22 protein-coding genes are annotated in these 18353 nt (G+C 51.4%); 12 read left to right on the top strand and 10 right to left on the bottom strand.

What is annotated here, in order from left to right; genetic code table 11:
- The 4 genes from JU82_RS11665 to JU82_RS03245 form a co-directional block, all read right to left on the bottom strand.
- The coding region (locus JU82_RS11665) for a YwbE family protein (RefSeq protein WP_294892076.1) at positions 1–151 on the bottom strand (151 nt) is incomplete at its 3' end.
- 2 nt (positions 152–153) lie between these two features.
- The gene (locus JU82_RS03255; protein WP_037946406.1) at positions 154–339 is read right to left on the bottom strand and encodes a hypothetical protein; all 186 of its coding nucleotides are present in this window, start codon (positions 337–339) and stop codon (positions 154–156) included.
- Positions 340–428: 89 nt separating this feature from the next.
- A complete protein-coding gene (locus JU82_RS03250) occupies positions 429–647 on the bottom strand; it encodes a cold-shock protein (RefSeq protein WP_037946405.1) in 219 nt (72 codons plus the stop codon).
- 190 nt (positions 648–837) lie between these two features.
- Positions 838–1470, bottom strand: a complete 633-nt coding sequence (locus JU82_RS03245; protein ID WP_037946403.1) for an HAD family phosphatase — start codon at positions 1468–1470, stop codon at positions 838–840.
- Between the two features lie 105 nt (positions 1471–1575).
- Here JU82_RS03245 and JU82_RS11660 point away from each other — a divergent pair, with 105 nt between their 5' ends.
- On the top strand, positions 1576–1707 hold the full coding sequence (locus JU82_RS11660; protein WP_294892073.1) for a hypothetical protein: 132 nt from the start codon (positions 1576–1578) through the stop codon (positions 1705–1707).
- A gap of 1 nt (position 1708) precedes the next feature.
- Here the strand turns inward: JU82_RS11660 and JU82_RS03240 are convergent, their stop codons facing one another.
- The 3 genes from JU82_RS03240 to rho are packed head-to-tail and all read right to left on the bottom strand — an operon-like array spanning position 1709 to position 5458.
- Positions 1709–3337: a DNA polymerase III subunit gamma/tau gene (locus JU82_RS03240; protein ID WP_037946400.1), complete on the bottom strand. Its 1629-nt coding sequence runs from the start codon at positions 3335–3337 to the stop codon at positions 1709–1711.
- A gap of 41 nt (positions 3338–3378) precedes the next feature.
- Positions 3379–4128: a glutamate racemase gene (murI, locus tag JU82_RS03235; RefSeq protein WP_037946397.1), complete on the bottom strand. Its 750-nt coding sequence runs from the start codon at positions 4126–4128 to the stop codon at positions 3379–3381.
- A gap of 1 nt (position 4129) precedes the next feature.
- Positions 4130–5458: a transcription termination factor Rho gene (gene rho, locus JU82_RS03230; RefSeq protein ID WP_037946395.1), complete on the bottom strand. Its 1329-nt coding sequence runs from the start codon at positions 5456–5458 to the stop codon at positions 4130–4132.
- 150 nt (positions 5459–5608) lie between these two features.
- On the opposite strand from rho, the gene JU82_RS03225 reads away from it, so the two are divergent.
- A complete protein-coding gene (locus JU82_RS03225; RefSeq protein ID WP_037946393.1) occupies positions 5609–5965 on the top strand; it encodes a cupin domain-containing protein in 357 nt (118 codons plus the stop codon).
- On the opposite strand, the gene JU82_RS03220 is transcribed toward JU82_RS03225, so the two are convergent.
- Both JU82_RS03220 and JU82_RS03215 read right to left on the bottom strand, forming a co-directional pair.
- Positions 5962–6420 carry a hypothetical protein gene (locus JU82_RS03220; RefSeq protein WP_294892072.1) on the bottom strand — a complete coding sequence of 153 codons (459 nt, stop codon included), beginning with the start codon at positions 6418–6420 and terminating at the stop codon, positions 5962–5964. The two genes, JU82_RS03225 and JU82_RS03220, sit on opposite strands and share 4 nt — an antisense overlap.
- A gap of 79 nt (positions 6421–6499) precedes the next feature.
- Entirely contained in the window at positions 6500–6925 is a 426-nt protein-coding gene (locus tag JU82_RS03215) for a YchJ family metal-binding protein (protein WP_294892071.1), read from the bottom strand.
- A 21-nt stretch (positions 6926–6946) separates the two neighbouring features.
- On the opposite strand from JU82_RS03215, the gene JU82_RS03210 reads away from it, so the two are divergent.
- Positions 6947–8275, top strand: coding sequence for a DNA recombination protein RmuC (locus tag JU82_RS03210; RefSeq protein WP_294892070.1), 1329 nt, complete (start codon positions 6947–6949; stop codon positions 8273–8275).
- On the opposite strand, the gene JU82_RS03205 is transcribed toward JU82_RS03210, so the two are convergent.
- Positions 8270–8818 (bottom strand): CDP-alcohol phosphatidyltransferase family protein, encoded by a 549-nt coding sequence (locus tag JU82_RS03205; protein ID WP_037946389.1) that lies wholly within the window; start codon positions 8816–8818, stop codon positions 8270–8272. The genes JU82_RS03210 and JU82_RS03205 overlap by 6 nt on opposite strands.
- 180 nt (positions 8819–8998) lie before the next feature.
- Here JU82_RS03205 and JU82_RS03200 point away from each other — a divergent pair, with 180 nt between their 5' ends.
- The 9 genes from JU82_RS03200 to greA are packed head-to-tail and all read left to right on the top strand — an operon-like array spanning position 8999 to position 18339.
- Positions 8999–10198 carry an OprD family outer membrane porin gene (locus JU82_RS03200; RefSeq protein WP_037946387.1) on the top strand — a complete coding sequence of 400 codons (1200 nt, stop codon included), beginning with the start codon at positions 8999–9001 and terminating at the stop codon, positions 10196–10198.
- Positions 10199–10208: 10 nt separating this feature from the next.
- Positions 10209–10454 (top strand): FeoA family protein, encoded by a 246-nt coding sequence (locus tag JU82_RS03195; RefSeq protein ID WP_349678319.1) that lies wholly within the window; start codon positions 10209–10211, stop codon positions 10452–10454.
- Positions 10444–12582 carry a ferrous iron transport protein B gene (gene feoB / locus JU82_RS03190; RefSeq protein ID WP_037946385.1) on the top strand — a complete coding sequence of 713 codons (2139 nt, stop codon included), beginning with the start codon at positions 10444–10446 and terminating at the stop codon, positions 12580–12582. Before JU82_RS03195 ends, feoB begins: the two co-directional genes overlap by 11 nt.
- 35 nt (positions 12583–12617) lie before the next feature.
- A complete protein-coding gene (locus JU82_RS03185) occupies positions 12618–13286 on the top strand; it encodes a response regulator transcription factor (protein WP_037946383.1) in 669 nt (222 codons plus the stop codon).
- On the top strand, positions 13286–14587 hold the full coding sequence (locus JU82_RS03180) for an ArsS family sensor histidine kinase (protein ID WP_294892069.1): 1302 nt from the start codon (positions 13286–13288) through the stop codon (positions 14585–14587). The genes JU82_RS03185 and JU82_RS03180 overlap by 1 nt, the downstream gene beginning before the upstream one ends.
- A gap of 7 nt (positions 14588–14594) precedes the next feature.
- Positions 14595–15368 carry a 5'/3'-nucleotidase SurE gene (gene surE, locus JU82_RS03175; RefSeq protein ID WP_037946381.1) on the top strand — a complete coding sequence of 258 codons (774 nt, stop codon included), beginning with the start codon at positions 14595–14597 and terminating at the stop codon, positions 15366–15368.
- Positions 15365–16003: a ThiF family adenylyltransferase gene (locus JU82_RS03170; RefSeq protein ID WP_037946380.1), complete on the top strand. Its 639-nt coding sequence runs from the start codon at positions 15365–15367 to the stop codon at positions 16001–16003. The genes surE and JU82_RS03170 overlap by 4 nt, the downstream gene beginning before the upstream one ends.
- 35 nt (positions 16004–16038) lie before the next feature.
- A complete protein-coding gene (locus tag JU82_RS03165; protein ID WP_037946378.1) occupies positions 16039–17796 on the top strand; it encodes a GGDEF domain-containing protein in 1758 nt (585 codons plus the stop codon).
- A gap of 45 nt (positions 17797–17841) precedes the next feature.
- Positions 17842–18339, top strand: coding sequence for a transcription elongation factor GreA (greA, locus tag JU82_RS03160; RefSeq protein ID WP_037946376.1), 498 nt, complete (start codon positions 17842–17844; stop codon positions 18337–18339).
- The last annotated feature ends 14 nt before the right edge of the window (positions 18340–18353 follow it).

Genomic DNA, 18353 nt, shown 5'->3' with positions numbered 1-18353 from the left:
ATCGTACTTTAATTCCGTGCGGATGGTTTGGCGATTTGGTGAGGATGTCGCGGACGATTCCTTCGGTCAGTTTACCTGTCTGCTGATCTTCTTTGAGGACAATAGCGACCCGTTTGCCGCTTTGGATGTTCTTGCGTTCCTGGCCGTTCATATTCAGTCTCTAAGATTAAGCCATGAGGGAGGATTGTCGAAACTGAGGCCGCTTTCGTGCCAGTCGCATTTTTCGCCTTGTCGGGCGTGGAGTTTTCCGTCAATCATGGTGTATTGCAATCCGGTGATGGTGCTAGTGAGGAGCTTGCCCTTGTTGAGTGCTTCGAATACAGCGTCTCTATTTTCCATGGTATCTCCTTTGTGTCGCGGTTCTTTAAAACCCTCTAGAGAGTCTTAATAGAAGTACGCAGGCAGAAAAACTGCCTGAGAGGAGTTACTTACAGAGCTGTAACGTTTTCGGCTTGTGGGCCTTTATCGCCGTGACCTACTGTGTAAGTTACTTTTTGACCTTCGTCAAGTGATACGCGGCCGTAACCGGTGCTGTTGATTTGGCGGAAGTGTACGAAAATATCTTTATCGCCGTTTTCTTGTTGGATAAATCCAAAACCTTTTTCGCTGTTGAACCATTTAACGGTTCCGTTTAATACTGCTGCCATGTGTGAGCCTTGTGTGTTAGATTGCACCCCGTTGCCGTGGTGGTCGAAAATATAAAATGGAGTGTTCTAAGGACAGGTCGTACTGATAGATCAATAAAAAGCGGCCACAAAGATGAAACTCTAAATCATCTTTCAATACACACATTGTAGCTGAATAAAAACTTTAAAGCAAGCAAAGCAAACAATCCCCCTACCGTAGGAGCCCGATCAGTTCTTCGAATTTTCCGATCCGGTGGGTGGCGGTGCTGAAATCGTGGTTTTGGGTAAAACGGTTGTGGACGATGACGCACTCGATTCCCGCGCTTACCGCCGAACGCAGGCCCCTCTCGGAGTCTTCGACGATGATCGTTTCGTGCTTCTCTCCCCCTAGACGCTCTAATCCCAGCAGATACGGGTCGGGATAGGGTTTTGCGCGGGGATACTCACCGCTGCACAAGACGAACTCCATGTAGTCGGTGATCCCGCGCGCGGCGTGGATCAGCTCGAAATCACACCGCAGCGCGGAGGTGACGATCCCCATGCGGTAGCGGCCTGAGAGTTCGGCGAGCACCTCGCGTACCCCCGGTATCGTAATCTCTTCGGTACGCAGATAGTGCTGATAGAGTTCGTTGCGGCGCGCACGCCATTTGTCGGTTTCGCTGATCGGCACTCCCGCCTCTTCGGCGATCAGAAAGGCGCTTTGGCCGTGTATCATGATATCGCGATAGCGCTCGGGCGTCAGTGTGAATCCCATCGTATCGAGCACTTCGGCGCTGGCGGTGAAGTACCAGTGTTCGGTATCGACGAGTACCCCGTCGTTGTCAAAAAGAATCTGTGTTTTCATGGGAGAATTGTACCCTGAGAGAGCTAAAGCAGGGACGGTGGATAACGGACTATGAACGGAAAAAGCGTTATAATCGCGTTTAAATTACTAGAGTAAGGAACATAAATGATCCGTTTTTTGATGATGGGATTGATCGCCGCGGCAGTATTCGGCGGCTGTACGGTAAAAGAGTTTAATCAAGGCGTGAGCGATGGTGTCAGCGATGTAAAACGCGTTATTCGCGGAGATAATAACTAAATTATACCTTTGACTGGACGGTAATCTTTACCGCCTCGAAGAGCTCGGCCGCTTTCTGGATCATCGGCTCTTTGAGAAGGTCGCTGCCATCGAATTCTTTGACGCTCGTCTCGTCGCACTGGCTCACACAGCTTCCTACCCCTACTTCGGCTTCTTCGATCATCGACGCGTTTTCGGTTATCCCTTCGTCTGCGGGTTCTTCGACCGGTTCAGGCTCGGGGGCGGGTTGCGCCTCTGCAACCTCCGGGGCTTTGGCACATGCTTCGGATTTGATCTGGGTCTCTATTCCGAAAATTTCCCGCACGAACTGGCGGATGATGCCGAAACTGTTTTTCAGCAGCTCCTTGTCATCCCCCTCTGCGCAGCTAGTCCATGTCAGCGTATCGTTTTCAAACGACACGAACGAGACGTTTTTCTCAAAACACTCTCCCAGTTCGATGCTGCGGTCGCGAATCTTTTCGCACAGCAGCTCAAAAGAGCTCTTCTGCGGGACAACAGGAGTCACGTTCACGCTGACGGTTTCCGGTGCTTTGGAGTGCAGAGGGGCTGTTTGGACGTGGTGCGGGGTTCGCGATTCGAGCGATTCGATCATCTCGTCGATCTCTTTGATCTTCATTGCTTCGATCATTTTAAACAGTATAAGGCTGATGACGAACCCGCCGTCGGCATTGATCGCAAAGAGACTCTTGGCATCGCTCAGGATACGGAAAAACCGCTCGATCACCAGCGGACTGAAGCGGTGATCCGCTTCGTAGAGGCGCTCTTTGAGATAGGCGATCAGCTCGTCGACGACCATTTCCGCTTCGTAGCTTTCGAGCTCTTTGAGCATCTGGGTTAAAGCGGTGCGGTCTTTGGCAAATACAGCTTCAAACAGCGTACCGATGTAATCGGGATCGAGCAGCCCCAGCATATCGGCAACTGTTTTGACGTCGACGAATCCTTTGGAATAGATGATCGCCTGATCCATCAGCGTCAGGGTATCACGCAGACTTCCCGACCCGCTGCGCGCGAGGATATCAAGAGCCTCGGGCTGGTACTCGATGTTTTCGAGATGGAGGATGTGACTCAGGTGGTGGACGATGTTGGGATGGCTGATCCGTTTAAAACGGAAATGTTGCGTCCTAGAGAGGATCGTTGGAGGAAGTTTCAGCGGATCGGTCGTCGCGAGGATGAATTTGACGTAGGAGGGCGGTTCCTCGAGTGTTTTGAGCAGGGCATTGTGCGCCTCTTTGGTCAGCATGTGCACTTCGTCGATGATGAAGATTTTGACATTGGCGCTGGCGGGGCGGTATTTAGTGTGTTCGATCAGGTCGCGAATGTCGTCGATTTTACGGCTGGAGGCGGCGTCCATCTCGATGATGTCGATGTGGCGCCCTTCATTGGCCATCACACAGTGGCTGCAGACGTCGCACGGGGCGGAAGTAGGGCCGTTTTCGCAGATCAGCGATTTGGCGAAAATCCGTGCCGTCGAGGTTTTACCCGATCCGCGCAAACCCGAAAAGAGGTAGGCGTGCGATAGCCGTCCGGAGTCGAGGGCGAGAGAGAGGGTTTGGGAGATGCTTTCCTGCCCGATAAGCTCTTCGAAGCGTCGGGGACGGTATTTTAATGCTAATACTTCGGATGCGCTCAATGGAAGACCTCTTTGGTTCTAGGTAATGGAGTTTAGCACGCTTAGGCTAAATTTAGCCATTCTTTGGCGGTGCGACGCAGCCCTTCGGGATTTTCGGAGGCAAAAAACTTCAGTTCCGTTTTCTCGAACCGCTGCGTAAAATCGTAATGGCTTTCAAGGTATTCGACAATCGCTTCCCCCGAATGGATCAGCGTGCTTTGCCCCTCAAAATACTCTCCGATGGCTCGGGCGACAAGGGGGAAATGGGTACATCCGAGGATCACCGCATCGGGCGCTTTGGGAAGGGAGCCGAAATAATGGTGTAGGGCGCTTTGCAGAACGTCCCCCTCATACAGCCCCTCTTCGACGATGGGGACAAGCAGGCTCGTGGCGATCGCGCTGAGATTTTTATACCCCAGTTCGCCCAACCCTTTTTCGTACGCTCCCGATTTGACGGTCGCTTTGGTGCCGAGGATCAGGATATTGGCGTCGGCAGAGGGGACGGCGTTTTTGAGGGCAAGGACTCCCGGATCGACGACTCCGATGACGTCGCAGTCACTGTGCTCTCTCATTTCCTCAAGGGCATACGCGCTGACGGTGTTGCAGGCGGTGATCAGCAAATCGATCTCGAAGTTTTTGAAAAATTCGAGGGCTTCGAGAGAGTAGCGGATAATGGTGTTGGGGTCTTTCACCCCGTACGGGACGCGGGCGGTATCCCCGAAATAGATGATCTCTTCGAAGAGTTTGTGCTCCAGCAGCGACTTGACGACGCTCAGGCCTCCGACGCCGCTGTCAAAAACTCCGACTCTCATCTTATTTGCTTGACTCGTTCATGCTGTCAAGGAATTCGATATTCGACTTGCTTTTGAGCATCGTGCTGTAAAGGAAGCGGAGCGCTTCGACTTCGTCTTCTTGTTTATGCAGCATCGAACGGAGAATAAAGACTTTTTGCAAGACGTCCGGCCCCAGAAGAAGCTCTTCTTTGCGGGTTCCCGATTTGAGGATGTCGATGGCCGGGAAGATACGGCGATCCGAGATTTTGCGGCTGAGAACGATCTCGGAGTTTCCGGTTCCTTTGAACTCTTCGAAGATGACCTCGTCCATGCGGCTGCCTGTTTCGACGAGCGCGGTGGCGATGATCGTCAAGCTTCCGCCGTTTTCGATGTTACGCGCCGCACCGAAGAAACGCTTCGGTTTGTGCAGGGCGTTGGCGTCAACCCCCCCTGAGAGGACTTTTCCCGAACTTGGCGTTACGGTGTTGTAGGCGCGTGCGAGACGGGTGATGGAGTCGAGCAGGATCACGACGTCTTTGCCGAGCTCAACGCGGCGTTTAGCCCGTTCGATGACCATTTCGGCGACTTTGACGTGGTTTTTGGCCGGTTCGTCAAACGTCGAGCTGTAGACTTCGCCTTTGACGGAGCGCTCCATGTCGGTAACCTCTTCGGGACGTTCGTCGACCAGCAGAACCATCAGCTCGATTTCGGGATGGTTGTTGGTGATCCCGTGGGCGATCTCTTTCATCAATTCCGTTTTACCCGAACGGGGAGGTGCGACGATAAGTCCGCGCTGCCCTTTACCGATAGGGGCGAAAAGATCCATCATGCGTCCGGTCAGTTTGGTCGGCTGGTATTCGAGTTTGATCTGCTCCAGCGCATACAGCGGCGTGAGGTTTTCGAACAAAGGACGTTTTTTGGATTCTTCAGGGGGGAGGTAGTTGATCGCTTCGACTTTGAGGAGGGCATAGTAGCGCTCCTGATCTTTCGGGGCGCGCACCTGACCGGTGACGATATCTCCGTTACGCAGTGCGAAACGGCGGATCTGGGTGCTGGAAACATAAGCATCGTGGAGCGAATCGCTGAAGCTCTGATCCACCGCGCGCAAGAAGCCGTAGCCGTCTTGCATGATTTCCAGAATCCCCGTAAAGAGGATGAACCCTCCCTGCTGAACCTGTGTTTTAAGGATTTCAAAGATCAGATCCTGACGTTTGAGTTCGTTAGGGTCTTCGATGCCCAAAGAGTTGGCGATCTCGAGTAGATCTTCGAGTTTTTTGGTTCGCAGTGCTTCGATCGTGAACCCTTCTACCGGGACGTGGGTACGATTTTTGGAGTTGTTTCTGGGAGTTTTCGCGGTAGTATCGCTCATCAGGTGAATGCCTTAGAATAAGAAGATGTGGTATGTGTAAGATACGGAGTTGTTACTTGTGAAACGTGATACGACATTATAATCTATCCGTTCAGGGGTTGTCAAGAAAGGCGTAAATATGGGATAATGCAGCTAAAAAAAGGATACCGAATGATTCGCAGAGAACTCAGTGCCGTTCCCGCTACACCCCAAAAAGCCGGAAAAGGGGTCAGCATGCAAATGCTTTTATCGCTTGAAGAGGTTCCGAATTTCGCAATGCGCTGTTTCAGCATCGAAGCGGGAGGGCACATGCCGCATCATACCAATACGGTCGAGCACGAGCAGTTCGTTCTCAGCGGCCGCGCACGGGTACGCGTGGGTGATGAGAGCTTTGAAGCCAAAGCCGGAGACATCCTCTATATCCCCGCAAACGCGCCGCACAGCTACGAGACTATCGGCGATGAAGCGTATACCTTTTTATGTCTGATTCCCAAAGGGGAAGATTGCATCACGATCATGGGGTGCTAAAAAAGTTTTATATTTAATTTCAGGGCGACCATCGTCCCCTGCGTGATCAGGTCGATCGTAAAATAATCATGCCGGTAATACAGCATCGGCAAAAATGCGAATCCGTCGTTATCTTTGCCCTCGGTGCATTCGACCGATTTTAGCCCGTCGAAACAATATCCTTTTTGGTATCCGACGACGCCGTAAATCCCTAACCCTTTATAAATATCATAGCGATACCCCGCTACTACGATATCGGTATCTTTATCACGGGAATTGACGAAGTGCAGGTAGGCGAGGGTAAAGCGTTTGTCGTAAACCATTTCGGCGCCGTAGGCGTCGTGGTTGCCGTTGTAGCGTTCTCCCGAGTCTTGGGTGCCGAAATGGTGCGATACCATCCCTACCGTCGCATAACCCTCAATTTCTTCAGCGTTCAGGCCGACCAACAAAAGAATCAATCCGAAAAAAACTTTCATGTCCAATTGTATCTCAAAAACATCTCCCGACGGCATCGGCTTTCAACTCGTTATCAATCCAGACCCGTTCAAATAACCGTTATTGCGGAAATTCTCCGCTCTCATAAAGCCATCGGCCGTTCTCTTTGAGAAAACGGCTTTTCTCTTTCATGGCATAGTTTCCGAGCGCAGCTTCAAATGTCACAAACGCTTCGTTTTCTCCGTCGATGAATTCGATGATTTTCAACCCTTCAAATACGGTGTCTTGGGAAAAATGGAGGATGTTTTTTTTCCAGTCTGCGCGATCTTCGGTGAAATCGGGATTGTTCGGATGGGTCGTTTTGATAATGTAATCTGCCAGACCCAGTGCGTAGGCGCTGTAGCGCGTTCTCATCAGCAGCACCGCGGTGGCGGGAACGGTCCCCTTGTGATAGGGTTGGCAGCATTGTTTGTACTTTTTGCCGCTGTGGCAGGGGCAGGGGGAATTGGCAGAGATTTTCATAAAAGCGATCTTACAGCATGCCATCTTTTTTGCCTCTTAGGCGCTATGGGCTATAATGACGCCATGATCTACGAAATAACTACTTTAATCAGTATCACTGCAGCCGCCGCACTGGCATGGCAATACGGTCGTCTCCGGCAGGAAAACGCGCTGTGGCAGTCTCAGTCGGCACAGCTGCAAGAGGCCCTGAATCAGGAACATGCGTTGCGCGTGGAATTCCAGAACAAAAGCGAGGCGTTGCAAAAAGAGTATCACGCGCTCGAACGCGACTACGCGGTGCTGCATACCCGCCACGAAGAATCGGCACGCGGGTTTGAGGAGAAAATCCGCCTTCTCGACGAAGCGAAGACGCAGATGAAACTGCAGTTCGAGCAGCTGGCGGCGCAGATATTCGAGCAGAAAGCCAAGACGTTCGACGAAGCCCATGCCAAGGGGCTGGACTTGCTTCTCAAACCGTTCCGCGAACAGATCGCGCAGTTCGCGACGCAAAGCAAAGAACAGTTCATCCACGACGCCAAAGAACGCCAAAGCCTCAAAGACGAGATCGTCCGCCTCAAATCGATGAGCGAGCGGCTCAGCGAAGACGCGATCAACCTGACGCAGGCGCTTAAGGGAGAGAACAAAACCCAGGGGAACTGGGGGGAGATCGTTCTCGAACGGATTTTGGAAGAATCGGGGCTTCGGGAAGGGCATGAATACGAACTCCAAAGCACTCTGAACGATGAGGAAGGGAAAAAATATCGTCCCGACGTGATCGTCCATCTGCCGCAAAACAAAGACATCATCATCGACTCAAAAGTCTCCCTTGTTGCCTACGATGCGTTCATCCGTGCCGAGAACGACGAGGAACGCGCCCATGCCCTCAAGCAGCACCTTCTTTCGATCCATTCGCATATCAAAGGGCTCAGCTCCAAGCGGTACGAACAGCTCAGCGGTGTCAAGACCCTCGATTTCGTATTGCTCTTTATGCCGATCGAGGGGGCGTTTCTGCTTGCGCTTGAGCAGGACAACACCTTTTTCAAAACGGCGTACGAGCAGAACATCGTTGTCGTCTCTCCCTCGACGCTGCTGGTGACGCTTAGAACGATCGAACATATCTGGCGCAGCGAATATCAGGAACGCAACGCGCGCGAGATTGCCGCGTCAGCCGAAGCGCTGTACGAAAAACTGGTGGCGTTTGTCGAAGATATGGAGAAGATCGGCGAGCAGATCGGCCGGACGCAGAAAAGCTACGAAGCGGCGATGAACAAACTCTCTACCGGAAAAGGGAACCTGATCCGCCGGGCCGAGGGGATGCGTAAGCTCGGGCTGAAACCCAAAAAGGCGCTTCCGATGTCCGTAACGGATACGGACGAAGAAGAAATGCTTTTATAGGTGCGGTATTTTTACTTTTGAATTGAGCAGCGCTCCGATAACGATCATCAGGGCAAGCACCCCCATCCATCCGATAAATCCCGATCCGAGCCATACAAGCCACAAAAGAATCGCTCCCAGCGGTGTCGGAACCCCCGTAAAATATTTGGCGACTTCGCCCGCATCGGCATTGATATTGAACTGGATCAGTCGGCGCAGCCCGCTGATGACATAATAGACCGATGCAACGGACGCAGCGATGAGCGCAAGCCCGGAGAGGTCGGCATAGACCGATTGAAAGATAAAAAAGGTGGGAACGAGGACGAAACTCAGAAAGTCGGCGAACGAATCGAGCTGTACACCGAATTCATTTGAGAGATTGAACTTACGGGCGATCTTGCCGTCAAATATATCGAATGCTCCGCCGATCCATGCAAGGATGACGGCATAGACGAATGCGTCCTGAGTGATGAAATAGGTGGCCAGCAAACCGCAGGTGATATTCACCATCGTAAAAAGGTTTGCCAGATTGAAATGAGACTCCGAACGCCATAAAAATTGCATAACTACCCCGCATTGCATATCTATATAAGAGGCGATATTATAGCCAAAGCGGCAGAAAGGACGCTAAATGAAAAAGGTTATCAATATTAAGCATGCTATAAGGTGATAGCTATTATCATTTTGCTACAAGTTAATAATGCATATCAAAATAGTTTTGTGTGCGAATGAAAGTGTAACGAAATGAAAAAAAGTGTTTTGATGAGTTTGGCGGCAGTTGCCGCGCTGAGCGCAGAGGGGATCGAGGCAACATCGGCTGCCGGTAAAGCGGGCGGAGAGGTTCGCGCGGTCTATGTATCGCAAGACAATGAAATAGCAGAAGATACTTATACGACTGCCATCGGCGGTATTTTGAAATACGAAACGGCCGCATGGAATGACATTAAACTCGGCGCAGGAGCCTATGTTTCCGAAAAGCTTGGGTTCGCCAGCGGCAGCGGCGATAAACTCAATTATGATGTTTTAAGCAGCAAAAACGGTTCGTATGCGTATGTCGGCGAGGCCTATATAGATTACAGCACCAACGATTTCAGCCTGCGTATCGGGCGCCAGCTGATCGATACGCCGTTTGCCGATACCGATGATATTCGCATGCACCCGAACACGTTTGAATCCGTAATTGCCAGTTACGGTGCCATAGAGAAAACAACGCTCGTCGGCGGATACATCACCCGTTGGGTGGGGTACGATTCGGGAGATGATATTTCCGAGTTCAAGAAACTCTCCGAGGGGAGCAACGGGGCGGTAGTCATCGGATTTACGAATGAGAGCGTTGAAAACCTTGCCGTGCAGGGATGGTATTACGGTGCGGACAAAGTAGCGGATATTTATTATGCTGACGCTGCCTACGCGGTCCCTTTCAATGAAACGGTCGGATTGGAAATCAGTGCGCAATACGCTGCGTTCGACGAAAAGACAAACGCAGCGGGAACCGACAGCGGATCGGACGGAATTGTCTATGGCTTCGGCGTTTCTTTGAATGCGGGACCGATGAGCATAGGGGCGGCGTATAACCGCGGATCGAACGATGAGGGCAAAACCCTTTCAAACGGATTTGGCGGCGGGCCGTTTATGACGTCCATGGAAGAGTGGACGATTGACGGGATGGAAGACGTCAAAGCCTATCAGGTAAGCGTAGCGATCGACATGGCCGGTGCGGGAATCGAGGGATTGAGCCTTACGGCATTGTACGGTTCGTTTAAGAGCGCACCCTCCAATACCGAAGTGAGAGAAATCGACGTCATCGCAACCTATGAGATCAATGAGCGTTTGGGGATCGATATGAGCTACGCGACAATCGATGATCGCAACAATAATACCGGCGATGGAGGAACGGACGGCGGATACAGCCGTTTTTTGGCTCGCATGAGTTACAATTTTTAAAGGATTACACGTGAATGGGGAAACGATGACATTGCTGAGTGCATGTACCAAGGGGGGCACTGCCACCGTGGTGAAAATCAATGCGACCGGAGCGCTTAAACAGAGGTTGCTTTCGTTCGGATTGATGAAGGGATCCGAAGTGAGAATGCTTGAATGCGCTCCGGCCAAAAGCACGTTCGAGATCAAAGTAGGAAACGTGAGCCTTGCGTTGCGCAAAGAAGAAGCTGAATTGATCGAGGTGACCGATGTCCGATAATCAAGAAACTTGCCGTCTGGACGGCAAACGTCTTAAAATCGCCCTCGTCGGTCAGCCGAACGTCGGGAAAAGTATGCTGATCAACTCGATCGGCAACGCGCGGCTGCATGTGGGGAATTTTACGGGGGTTACGGTCGAGAAGACGGAAGTATTGTTTGAATACCGGAGGTATCATTTTACGGTTGTTGATCTGCCCGGGACGTATGCCTTTACCGATTATTCGATCGAAGAGAGGGTAACCCATGATTTTTTGGTCAACGAGCATTACGATCTGATCATCAACGTACTTGATTCGACCAACATGGAGAAAAATCTTCAGCTTACCGCCGAACTGATGAGCATGAGCAAAAAAATGGTTATCGCGCTCAACATGAGCGATGAAGCCGACCGCGAGGGGATCGAGATCAATGCCCCTTATCTTTCCCAGCTGCTGGGAATTCCGTGCGTGCGGGTATCGGCTGCGGCCAAAACGGGGCTGGAAGAGCTGATGGAACGTGTCATCGACGTCTTCAACGCCCCTTCCCAGGAAGCCAAACTCGTCTTTAGCGAAGCGGTCGAAGAGGAAATCAAGGCGATCACCGAATACCTGAACCGCCATAAATTCAAAGCCTCCATTTCCAACCGCAACATTGCGATCAACCTGTTGCAAAAAGAGAAGAAAACGTATCGTGTGCTGCACGACAATCCGATATGGACCGAATTGCAGCCGATGCTGATCGAAGCAGACCGTCATGTGCTCTTGCATCACGATACGGATGACATGAAAGAGGCGTTTGCCGAAGAGTATCTCTCGTTTAACCGCGGGGTGATTGCCGAAGCGGTCAAGGTCAAACCCAAAGCGCCGGAGAAAAAGACGACGACGGAAAAGATCGACAGCGTGTTGATCCATCCCGTATTCGGGATTCCCATTTTCCTCTTTTTTATGTGGGCTTTGTTTCAGCTCACGTTCGAGATCGGTTCCATCCCGATGGACTGGATCGACGCGTTTTTCGTTTGGTTCGGCGAGATCGTCGGAGGGACGATTGCGAATGAGGAAATCCGTTCCCTCGTCGTCGACGGAGTTATCGCCGGGGTGGGGGCAGTTGTCCTTTTCATTCCCAATATCGTGATTCTTTTCGTGGGAATTGCGCTGCTAGAATCGACAGGGTATATGTCGCGCGTGGCGTTTTTGCTGGATGGTTTTTTCCACAAATTCGGTCTGCACGGCCAGTCGTTTATCCCTTTGGTCAGCGGATTCGGGTGCTCGATTCCGGCGTATATGTCGGCACGTATTCTCAAAAACGACCGTGACCGCTTATTGACGCTGTTTGTCATCGGGTTTATGAGCTGCGGAGCGAGGTTGCCGGTGTATGTTCTGTTTACGGGTGCTTTTTTCGGACCCGAGATGGCCGGAAATGCGTTGTTCGGTATCTATATTCTCGGCGCCATGATCGGCCTTGTGGCGGCGAAAGTACTTAAAATGACGGCGTTCAAGGGGGCGGATGAGCCGTTCGTTATGGAGATGCCCAAATACCGGCTTCCTTCCGTGAAATTGATCTGGCATACCGTCCTCACCAAAACGATGATGTATCTGAAAAAGGCCGGGACGTTTATCGCCGCGGCATCGATGCTCGTATGGTTTTTGAGTACCTATCCCAATGATCAGACTCTGGATGCGGTCTATGCCGTGAAAATCGAGATGGCCGCTTCAGAGGATGATGTAGCGGTACTGAAAAACAAGCTGGCCGAAGAGCAGCTGTCCCAGAGTTTTCTGGGGCGAATCGGCCACACGATCGAACCGATTTTCGCACCGCTCGGATTTGACTGGAAGATGGCGGTCGCGCTTCAGACGGGATTGGCGGCCAAAGAGGTCGTCGTTTCGACTCTTGGTGTTCTGTACTCGCTGGGCGGCGACGCCACCGAAGAGGACAATTCGCTGATGAATGCCATCAGCCAGCACATTCCGCTCGCCTCGGCGGTGGCGTTTGTGGTCGTTATCATGACGTATCTGCCCTGCTTGGCCGCATCGGTCGTGTTTACCCGCGAGGCGGGGGGGATCAAATATTTCGGCTATCTGTTTTTGTTTACGACGATCGTCGCCTATTCGCTGGCGTTTATCGCCTACCATGTCACATTGTGGATCAGTTAGGGAATCATTAACCCTCGCTGCGTTACAATAGCGCCATGAGTAACGTAAAAATATTAATGATCGAAGACGATCTCGAGCTTGCCGAAATTTTGACCGAATTTTTGGAACAGTTTGATTTCAAAGTGACGACGGAAGATGATCCGTTTAAGGCGTTGAGCATTCTTAAGCTCGAAAAATTCGATGTTGTCATTCTGGATCTGACATTGCCGGGAATGGACGGCTTGGAGGTGTGCGAAGCGATCCGCGCGCGGCAGAATGTTCCTATCATCATCTCTTCGGCCCGCTCGGATGTAACTGATAAGATCAATGCGCTGGAGCTTGGGGCGGACGATTATCTTCCAAAACCCTATGATCCCAGAGAACTCGAAGCACGGATCCACTCTGTATTGCGCCGGTATGATGCCGCAGCGGCAGTGGCGTCCGAAAACGCCTGCGATTTCAAACTGAACGAAGAGGCGATGCAGATCAGCTATAAAAGCCGCCCCATTGATCTGACCAACGCAGAGTACGGGATTCTCTCCTACATGATCAAAAAACAGGGGATGGTCGTGTCCCGCGAGGATTTGATCCATAACGTCAGCGCGATCAATGAAGATTCGTCCAACAAAAGCATCGACGTCATGGTAGGGCGCATCCGCAACAAACTCGGGGATAAAAGCCTGATCGAATCGATCCGCGGGATCGGCTACAAATTGCTCAAATAATGCTTAAAAACAACGCCGTTCTCGTTACCGTACTTTTTGCTTTCACCGTGACGGTGACGAGTGTAAGCTCCACGTTTTACCAGCTGTATCTGAGCAACCGTGCCAAGCACATCGATAACGTATTCACCAAGCACTCCCTGATCAGCCAGATATACCATACCTACCTGATGAAACAGATATCCGAGCCGATGTTCGAAGCGAATCTTGCGTTGTATTCGCTCAATGAGATAGGCGATCAGAGGGAATACGAAACGATCATCCGACAGGGGACGATCCTCAAAACGGACGGAACCCCCGATCCCACCGTTGAAAACGTCGCTTCGCTGGAACTGAGTTTCGAGACCGAGACGGTCCAGCCGATCATAACATCGATGATTGAATACCGCGGACATATCTATTTTTGGGTCGAATCATCCCGCCACAGCCTGCTGCTGGAAGATCAAAGCGTTCAAGCGTATCAGCCGGTGACGCTTTTGTCGGCATACGGGACGATCATGGCAATTCTCGGCGTCTCTTTTATTTTGATCATCTATCGCCTTCGTCCGCTGCGGCGTCTCCGAAAACAGATCGCCCGTTTCGGGGAAGGAGACATGGGGGTGAGCTTTCGGATGGGAGGAAGCGACGAAATCGCTTTGATCGCCAATGAACTCGACAGCACCCAGAACAAAATTCGCTCCCTCATCGAATCGCGCACCCTTTTTCTGCGTAATATCATGCATGAACTAAAAACGCCGATTGCCAAGGGACGGATTGCCGCCACGATGCTCTCCGACGAGAAACAAAAAGGGCGCTTCGCAGGGATATTCGAACGGCTTGAATCATTGATCGGGGAGTTTGCTCTGATCGAGGAGATCACTTCCGGGAATCAAAATCTGGAGAAAAAAGAGTACCGTCTGATCGATATTATCGACGGTGCGGTCGATGCGGCGATGACGGATTACGATTCGGTCAAAAATAAAATCGGTGCTTTGGTCAAGATCGAAGCCGATTACCGGCTGTTCGTCACGGCGGTCAAAAACCTGATCGACAATGCGATCAAGTACTCCCCGGACAAAACGGTTCATATCGAAATGGAAGGGGACGAGATCGTTTTTGCCAATCTCGGCGAACCGCTCAAAAAACCGCTAACCTATTACATCGAGCCGTTTACGAAAGACCAACCGACCAAAGACAGCTTCGGATTGGGGCTGTATATCGTTGACGCAATTTTAAAAGAGCATGAGTATGTTCTCGCCTATGAACGGCGGGAAAGTTTCAACTGCTTTTTCATCGTCCCCGTAAAATCGACAAAAAGGAAATGAATCACGGATGAAAGAGATACTGATTACCAACGATGACGGATACGAATCGCCGGGACTTTTGGCGTTGATTGAGGCGTTGGACGGGCTTGGACGGGTCACCGTTGTCGCACCGACGACCGAAAAATCAGCTTGCGGGCATTCGCTCACCCTGACCCGGCCTCTCAGTTTTATCAGCGTCGGAGACGATTTTTACAAACTCGACGACGGTACTCCCAGCGACTGTGTCTATCTGGCGCTTCATTCGATCTTTGAGGAACGCAAACCCGACCTCGTCATCAGCGGTATCAACAAAGGTTCCAACATGGGTGAAGACATTACCTATTCGGGAACCGCTGCGGGAGCAATGGAAGCGGTGTTGCACGGGGTTCCGGCCATTGCGATTTCTCAGGTGATGGATTTCACTCAGCCTGTAGGGGATTTTGCTTTGGCCAAGCAGGCGATTCGCCATCTGGTCCAAAAGATTTTCGACGGGAAGTTTCCGCTGAACGAGCGGGAGTTTCTGAATGTCAATATTCCCTACGATGCAGAGGAATTGAATTTTGCCGTCACGTACGCAGGCTACCGTTACTACGCCAACGATGCGCATTTGCACCGTAACCCCAGAGGGCTGGAATATTACTGGCTGGGACTTCACCCGCTGGAATTCAAAGCGCGCGCGGAACGGGAGTCCCACGGTCTGTGTGATTTTGAAGCGATCGAGCAGGGGATGGTTTCGATTAGCCCGATCAAACTGGATATGACCTCGTACGATACTCTTCACAAACTGCGGGAGTGGCTGTGAGACACGTTCGGACGAAGCTGGTTTTCGGCGAGGAGGAGTTCGGCAAACTTCAAAATGCGAAAATCCTTCTTTTGGGTGTCGGTGGCGTCGGGAGCTTCTGCCTTGATTGCCTTTATCGTAGCGGGGTGCGTGACATCACGATCGTCGATTTCGACCGCTACGACCTCTCCAACCAAAACCGCCAGATGCATTCCGAAGCACATGAGGGGGAATTGAAAGTCGAAGCACTCAAAACCCACTATCCCGAAGTGATCGCGATAGCAGAGAAAATTACCCCCGAGTGGGTCGAGGCGTTTGATTTTGAACCCTTTGATCTTGTCCTCGATGCGATTGATGACATGAAAGCCAAGCTCTCCGTTATCGAAAAATGCTATCCGAAGCTGATCTGCTCGGTCGGTTCGGCCAAACGGCTCGATCCGACCAAAGTCGAGGTCCGCTCCATTTGGAAAACCGAAGGAGACCCTTTCGCCGCGAAGATCCGTGCCGAATTGCGCAAGCGTAAATTTCGGGGCGATTTCAGCTGCATCTGCTCCTCCGAACTTCCCCGCATCAAGGAAAAGGGGAGTTTCGTCGGAGTAACGGGTACCTTCGGGTTGGCGATGTGCTCGCTGGCATTGCGCCGGATCGGATTGTAATCTCTTTGTGACATGAGCGGTTTATACTCCTGCTCATGGAACCTCTGCACCCCTTATATCAGCATTACCTCAATGTACTGGACGTGGCCTTTCAGCCGATTGCCGATATCCATTCGGGCGTTACGTTCGGCGTTGAGGCGTTGCTGCGCGGCACCGATACCCTCGGATTCGAGAGCATCGAATCGTTTTTCGACCATCTGTATGAAGAGAATGTCCTTTATACGTTCGATCTGGGACTTCGGGAAAAGGTGATCGCAAAATTCTGCACGATCGAGGGATTCGAAAACCTCAAACTGTTTTACAACATTGACAACCGTCTGCTCGATATGACCGATTTTTCCAAAGGAAATACGTCGCAGATTCTTCGCCGCTACGGTCTCGATCAAAAGAGCATGGTCATCGAGCTTTCCGAACACAACGAGATCGTCAATTTCGACCATTTTACCCAGTTGATGGACCACTATGCCGACGAGGGGTTCTGCATCGCGATCGATGATTTCGGAACGGGGTATTCGGGATACAAGCTCCTGTACCATACCAGCCCCAATATCATCAAAATCGACCGGTTTTTTCTGGGATCGATCGACAAAGACCCGAAAAAAAAGCTTCTCGCGCGCCACATGGTTAAACTGGCCACTCTGACCGGCTGCAGCGTCATCGCCGAGGGGGTAGAGAACGAAAAAGAGCTGCTGGTTTGCAAAGAGATCGGCTGCCATCTCGTGCAGGGATATTTCATCCAGCGTCCGACGCTCGATTGCGGTCAAATCGCTTCAAAATATCACCATGCTTCCAACGAAATACTTGAAGACAAGCGGAGCAAAAGAGATCAGGTTATCATCCTCAAGCGGCTTGAATATCTCAAACCCGTTGTCATCGGCGACAGTATGGAATCGTTGCTCGATTTGTTGAAACAAGACGACGAGATGTTTCTGGTCCCCGTTGTCGATGCGATGCACCATCCGCTGGGCATCATCCACGAACACCGCCTGAAATCGGTCATCTATTCCCCGTACGGACGATCGTTGATTCAGAACCGCTCTTCGAACCTTTCGGTACTGGAAACCTATATCGAACCGGTTCCGGTCGTCGATCTCACCACGCCGCTGGAGATGATCATCGAACTCTTTTCTCTTTGCGAAAACGCTCCGGGGGTACTGATCGTAGAATCGTCGCGCTACATCGGCTATCTGAGCGCCCGCGATATGATCGACGTGATTCACGAACGTAACCTCATACGTGCCCGCGACGAAAATCCCCTGACGAAACTGCCGGGCAATTTTATGATCAACGGCTACATCTCCCGCGTATTTGAAACAGGGGAAGAGTGCGCGGTGTGCTATTTTGATTTCAACCATTTCAAACCGTACAACGACCACTACGGATTCCGAAACGGCGACCGCGTCATTTTGCTTTTTACCGAATTGATGCACAAACTTCTTCCCGTGGAATATTTTAAAGGGCATATCGGGGGAGATGATTTTTTCGTCGGGGTAAGCCTAAACGACTCGCATACGTTTGAGCGGACATGTGCGGAAGTCGAAGAACTTATAGCCCGTTTCGGGGACGAAGTACGCGATTTTTACGATTCCAAAGACCGGGAGCAGGGATGTATTGTGGCCGAAGACCGCGACGGAGTTCAGTGCACGTTCAAACTTCTCGGGGTGAGCGCTGTCGTGATCCGTCTGGGAAGAGGATCGCCCGTTTCCTCTGCCGAACAGCTGCAGAAAAGTTTTGCCGTTGAAAAAAAAGCGGCAAAAAAGGCTCCGAACAACCTGCGCATCATCGATAAGTGAGACACGTTTGGTATAATAGGGGATTAATTTTTACCGGAGTGAACCGTGGAGCAAAAAGAACCCATGACCAAATACGGGTTTCAGCGCCTGTCCGATGAGCTGAATACCCTTAAAACGATCGATCTTCCGGCTGTCAACGCCGAGATCGAACGTGCCAAAGAGTACGGAGATTTGAAAGAAAATTCCGAATACCATGCCGCACGCGAAAAGCAGGCGTTCATCGGTACCCGTATCGCGGAACTGGGCGATGTGATCTCACGGGCACAGATTGTTGATCCCGCAGAGCTTGAACACGCCCGCGTCAGTTTCGGCTCGACGGTCGTATTGTGCGATTTGAACACTGACAAAGAGCTAACCTACACAATCGTCGGCGGATGCGAAAGCAACCCGGATATGGGGCTGATCTCGTTCAACTCTCCGTTAGCCAGAGCGCTTTTGGGACATGAAGAAGGGGATGAATTCAGTGCCCGTCTTCCCGGCGGCGAAAAAACCTTCGAAGTGATCGAAGTCAAATATCAGGAGATCGTATTTGAGTGCCATTAACGTAGGGATCATCG

Origin of the sequence: Sulfuricurvum sp. MLSB (genome assembly GCF_000747095.1) — a bacterium.
Lineage (GTDB): Bacteria > Campylobacterota > Campylobacteria > Campylobacterales > Sulfurimonadaceae > Sulfuricurvum.
Note: the sequence above shows the minus strand (reverse complement) of the source record. Positions and strands in the feature narration are given on the sequence as shown.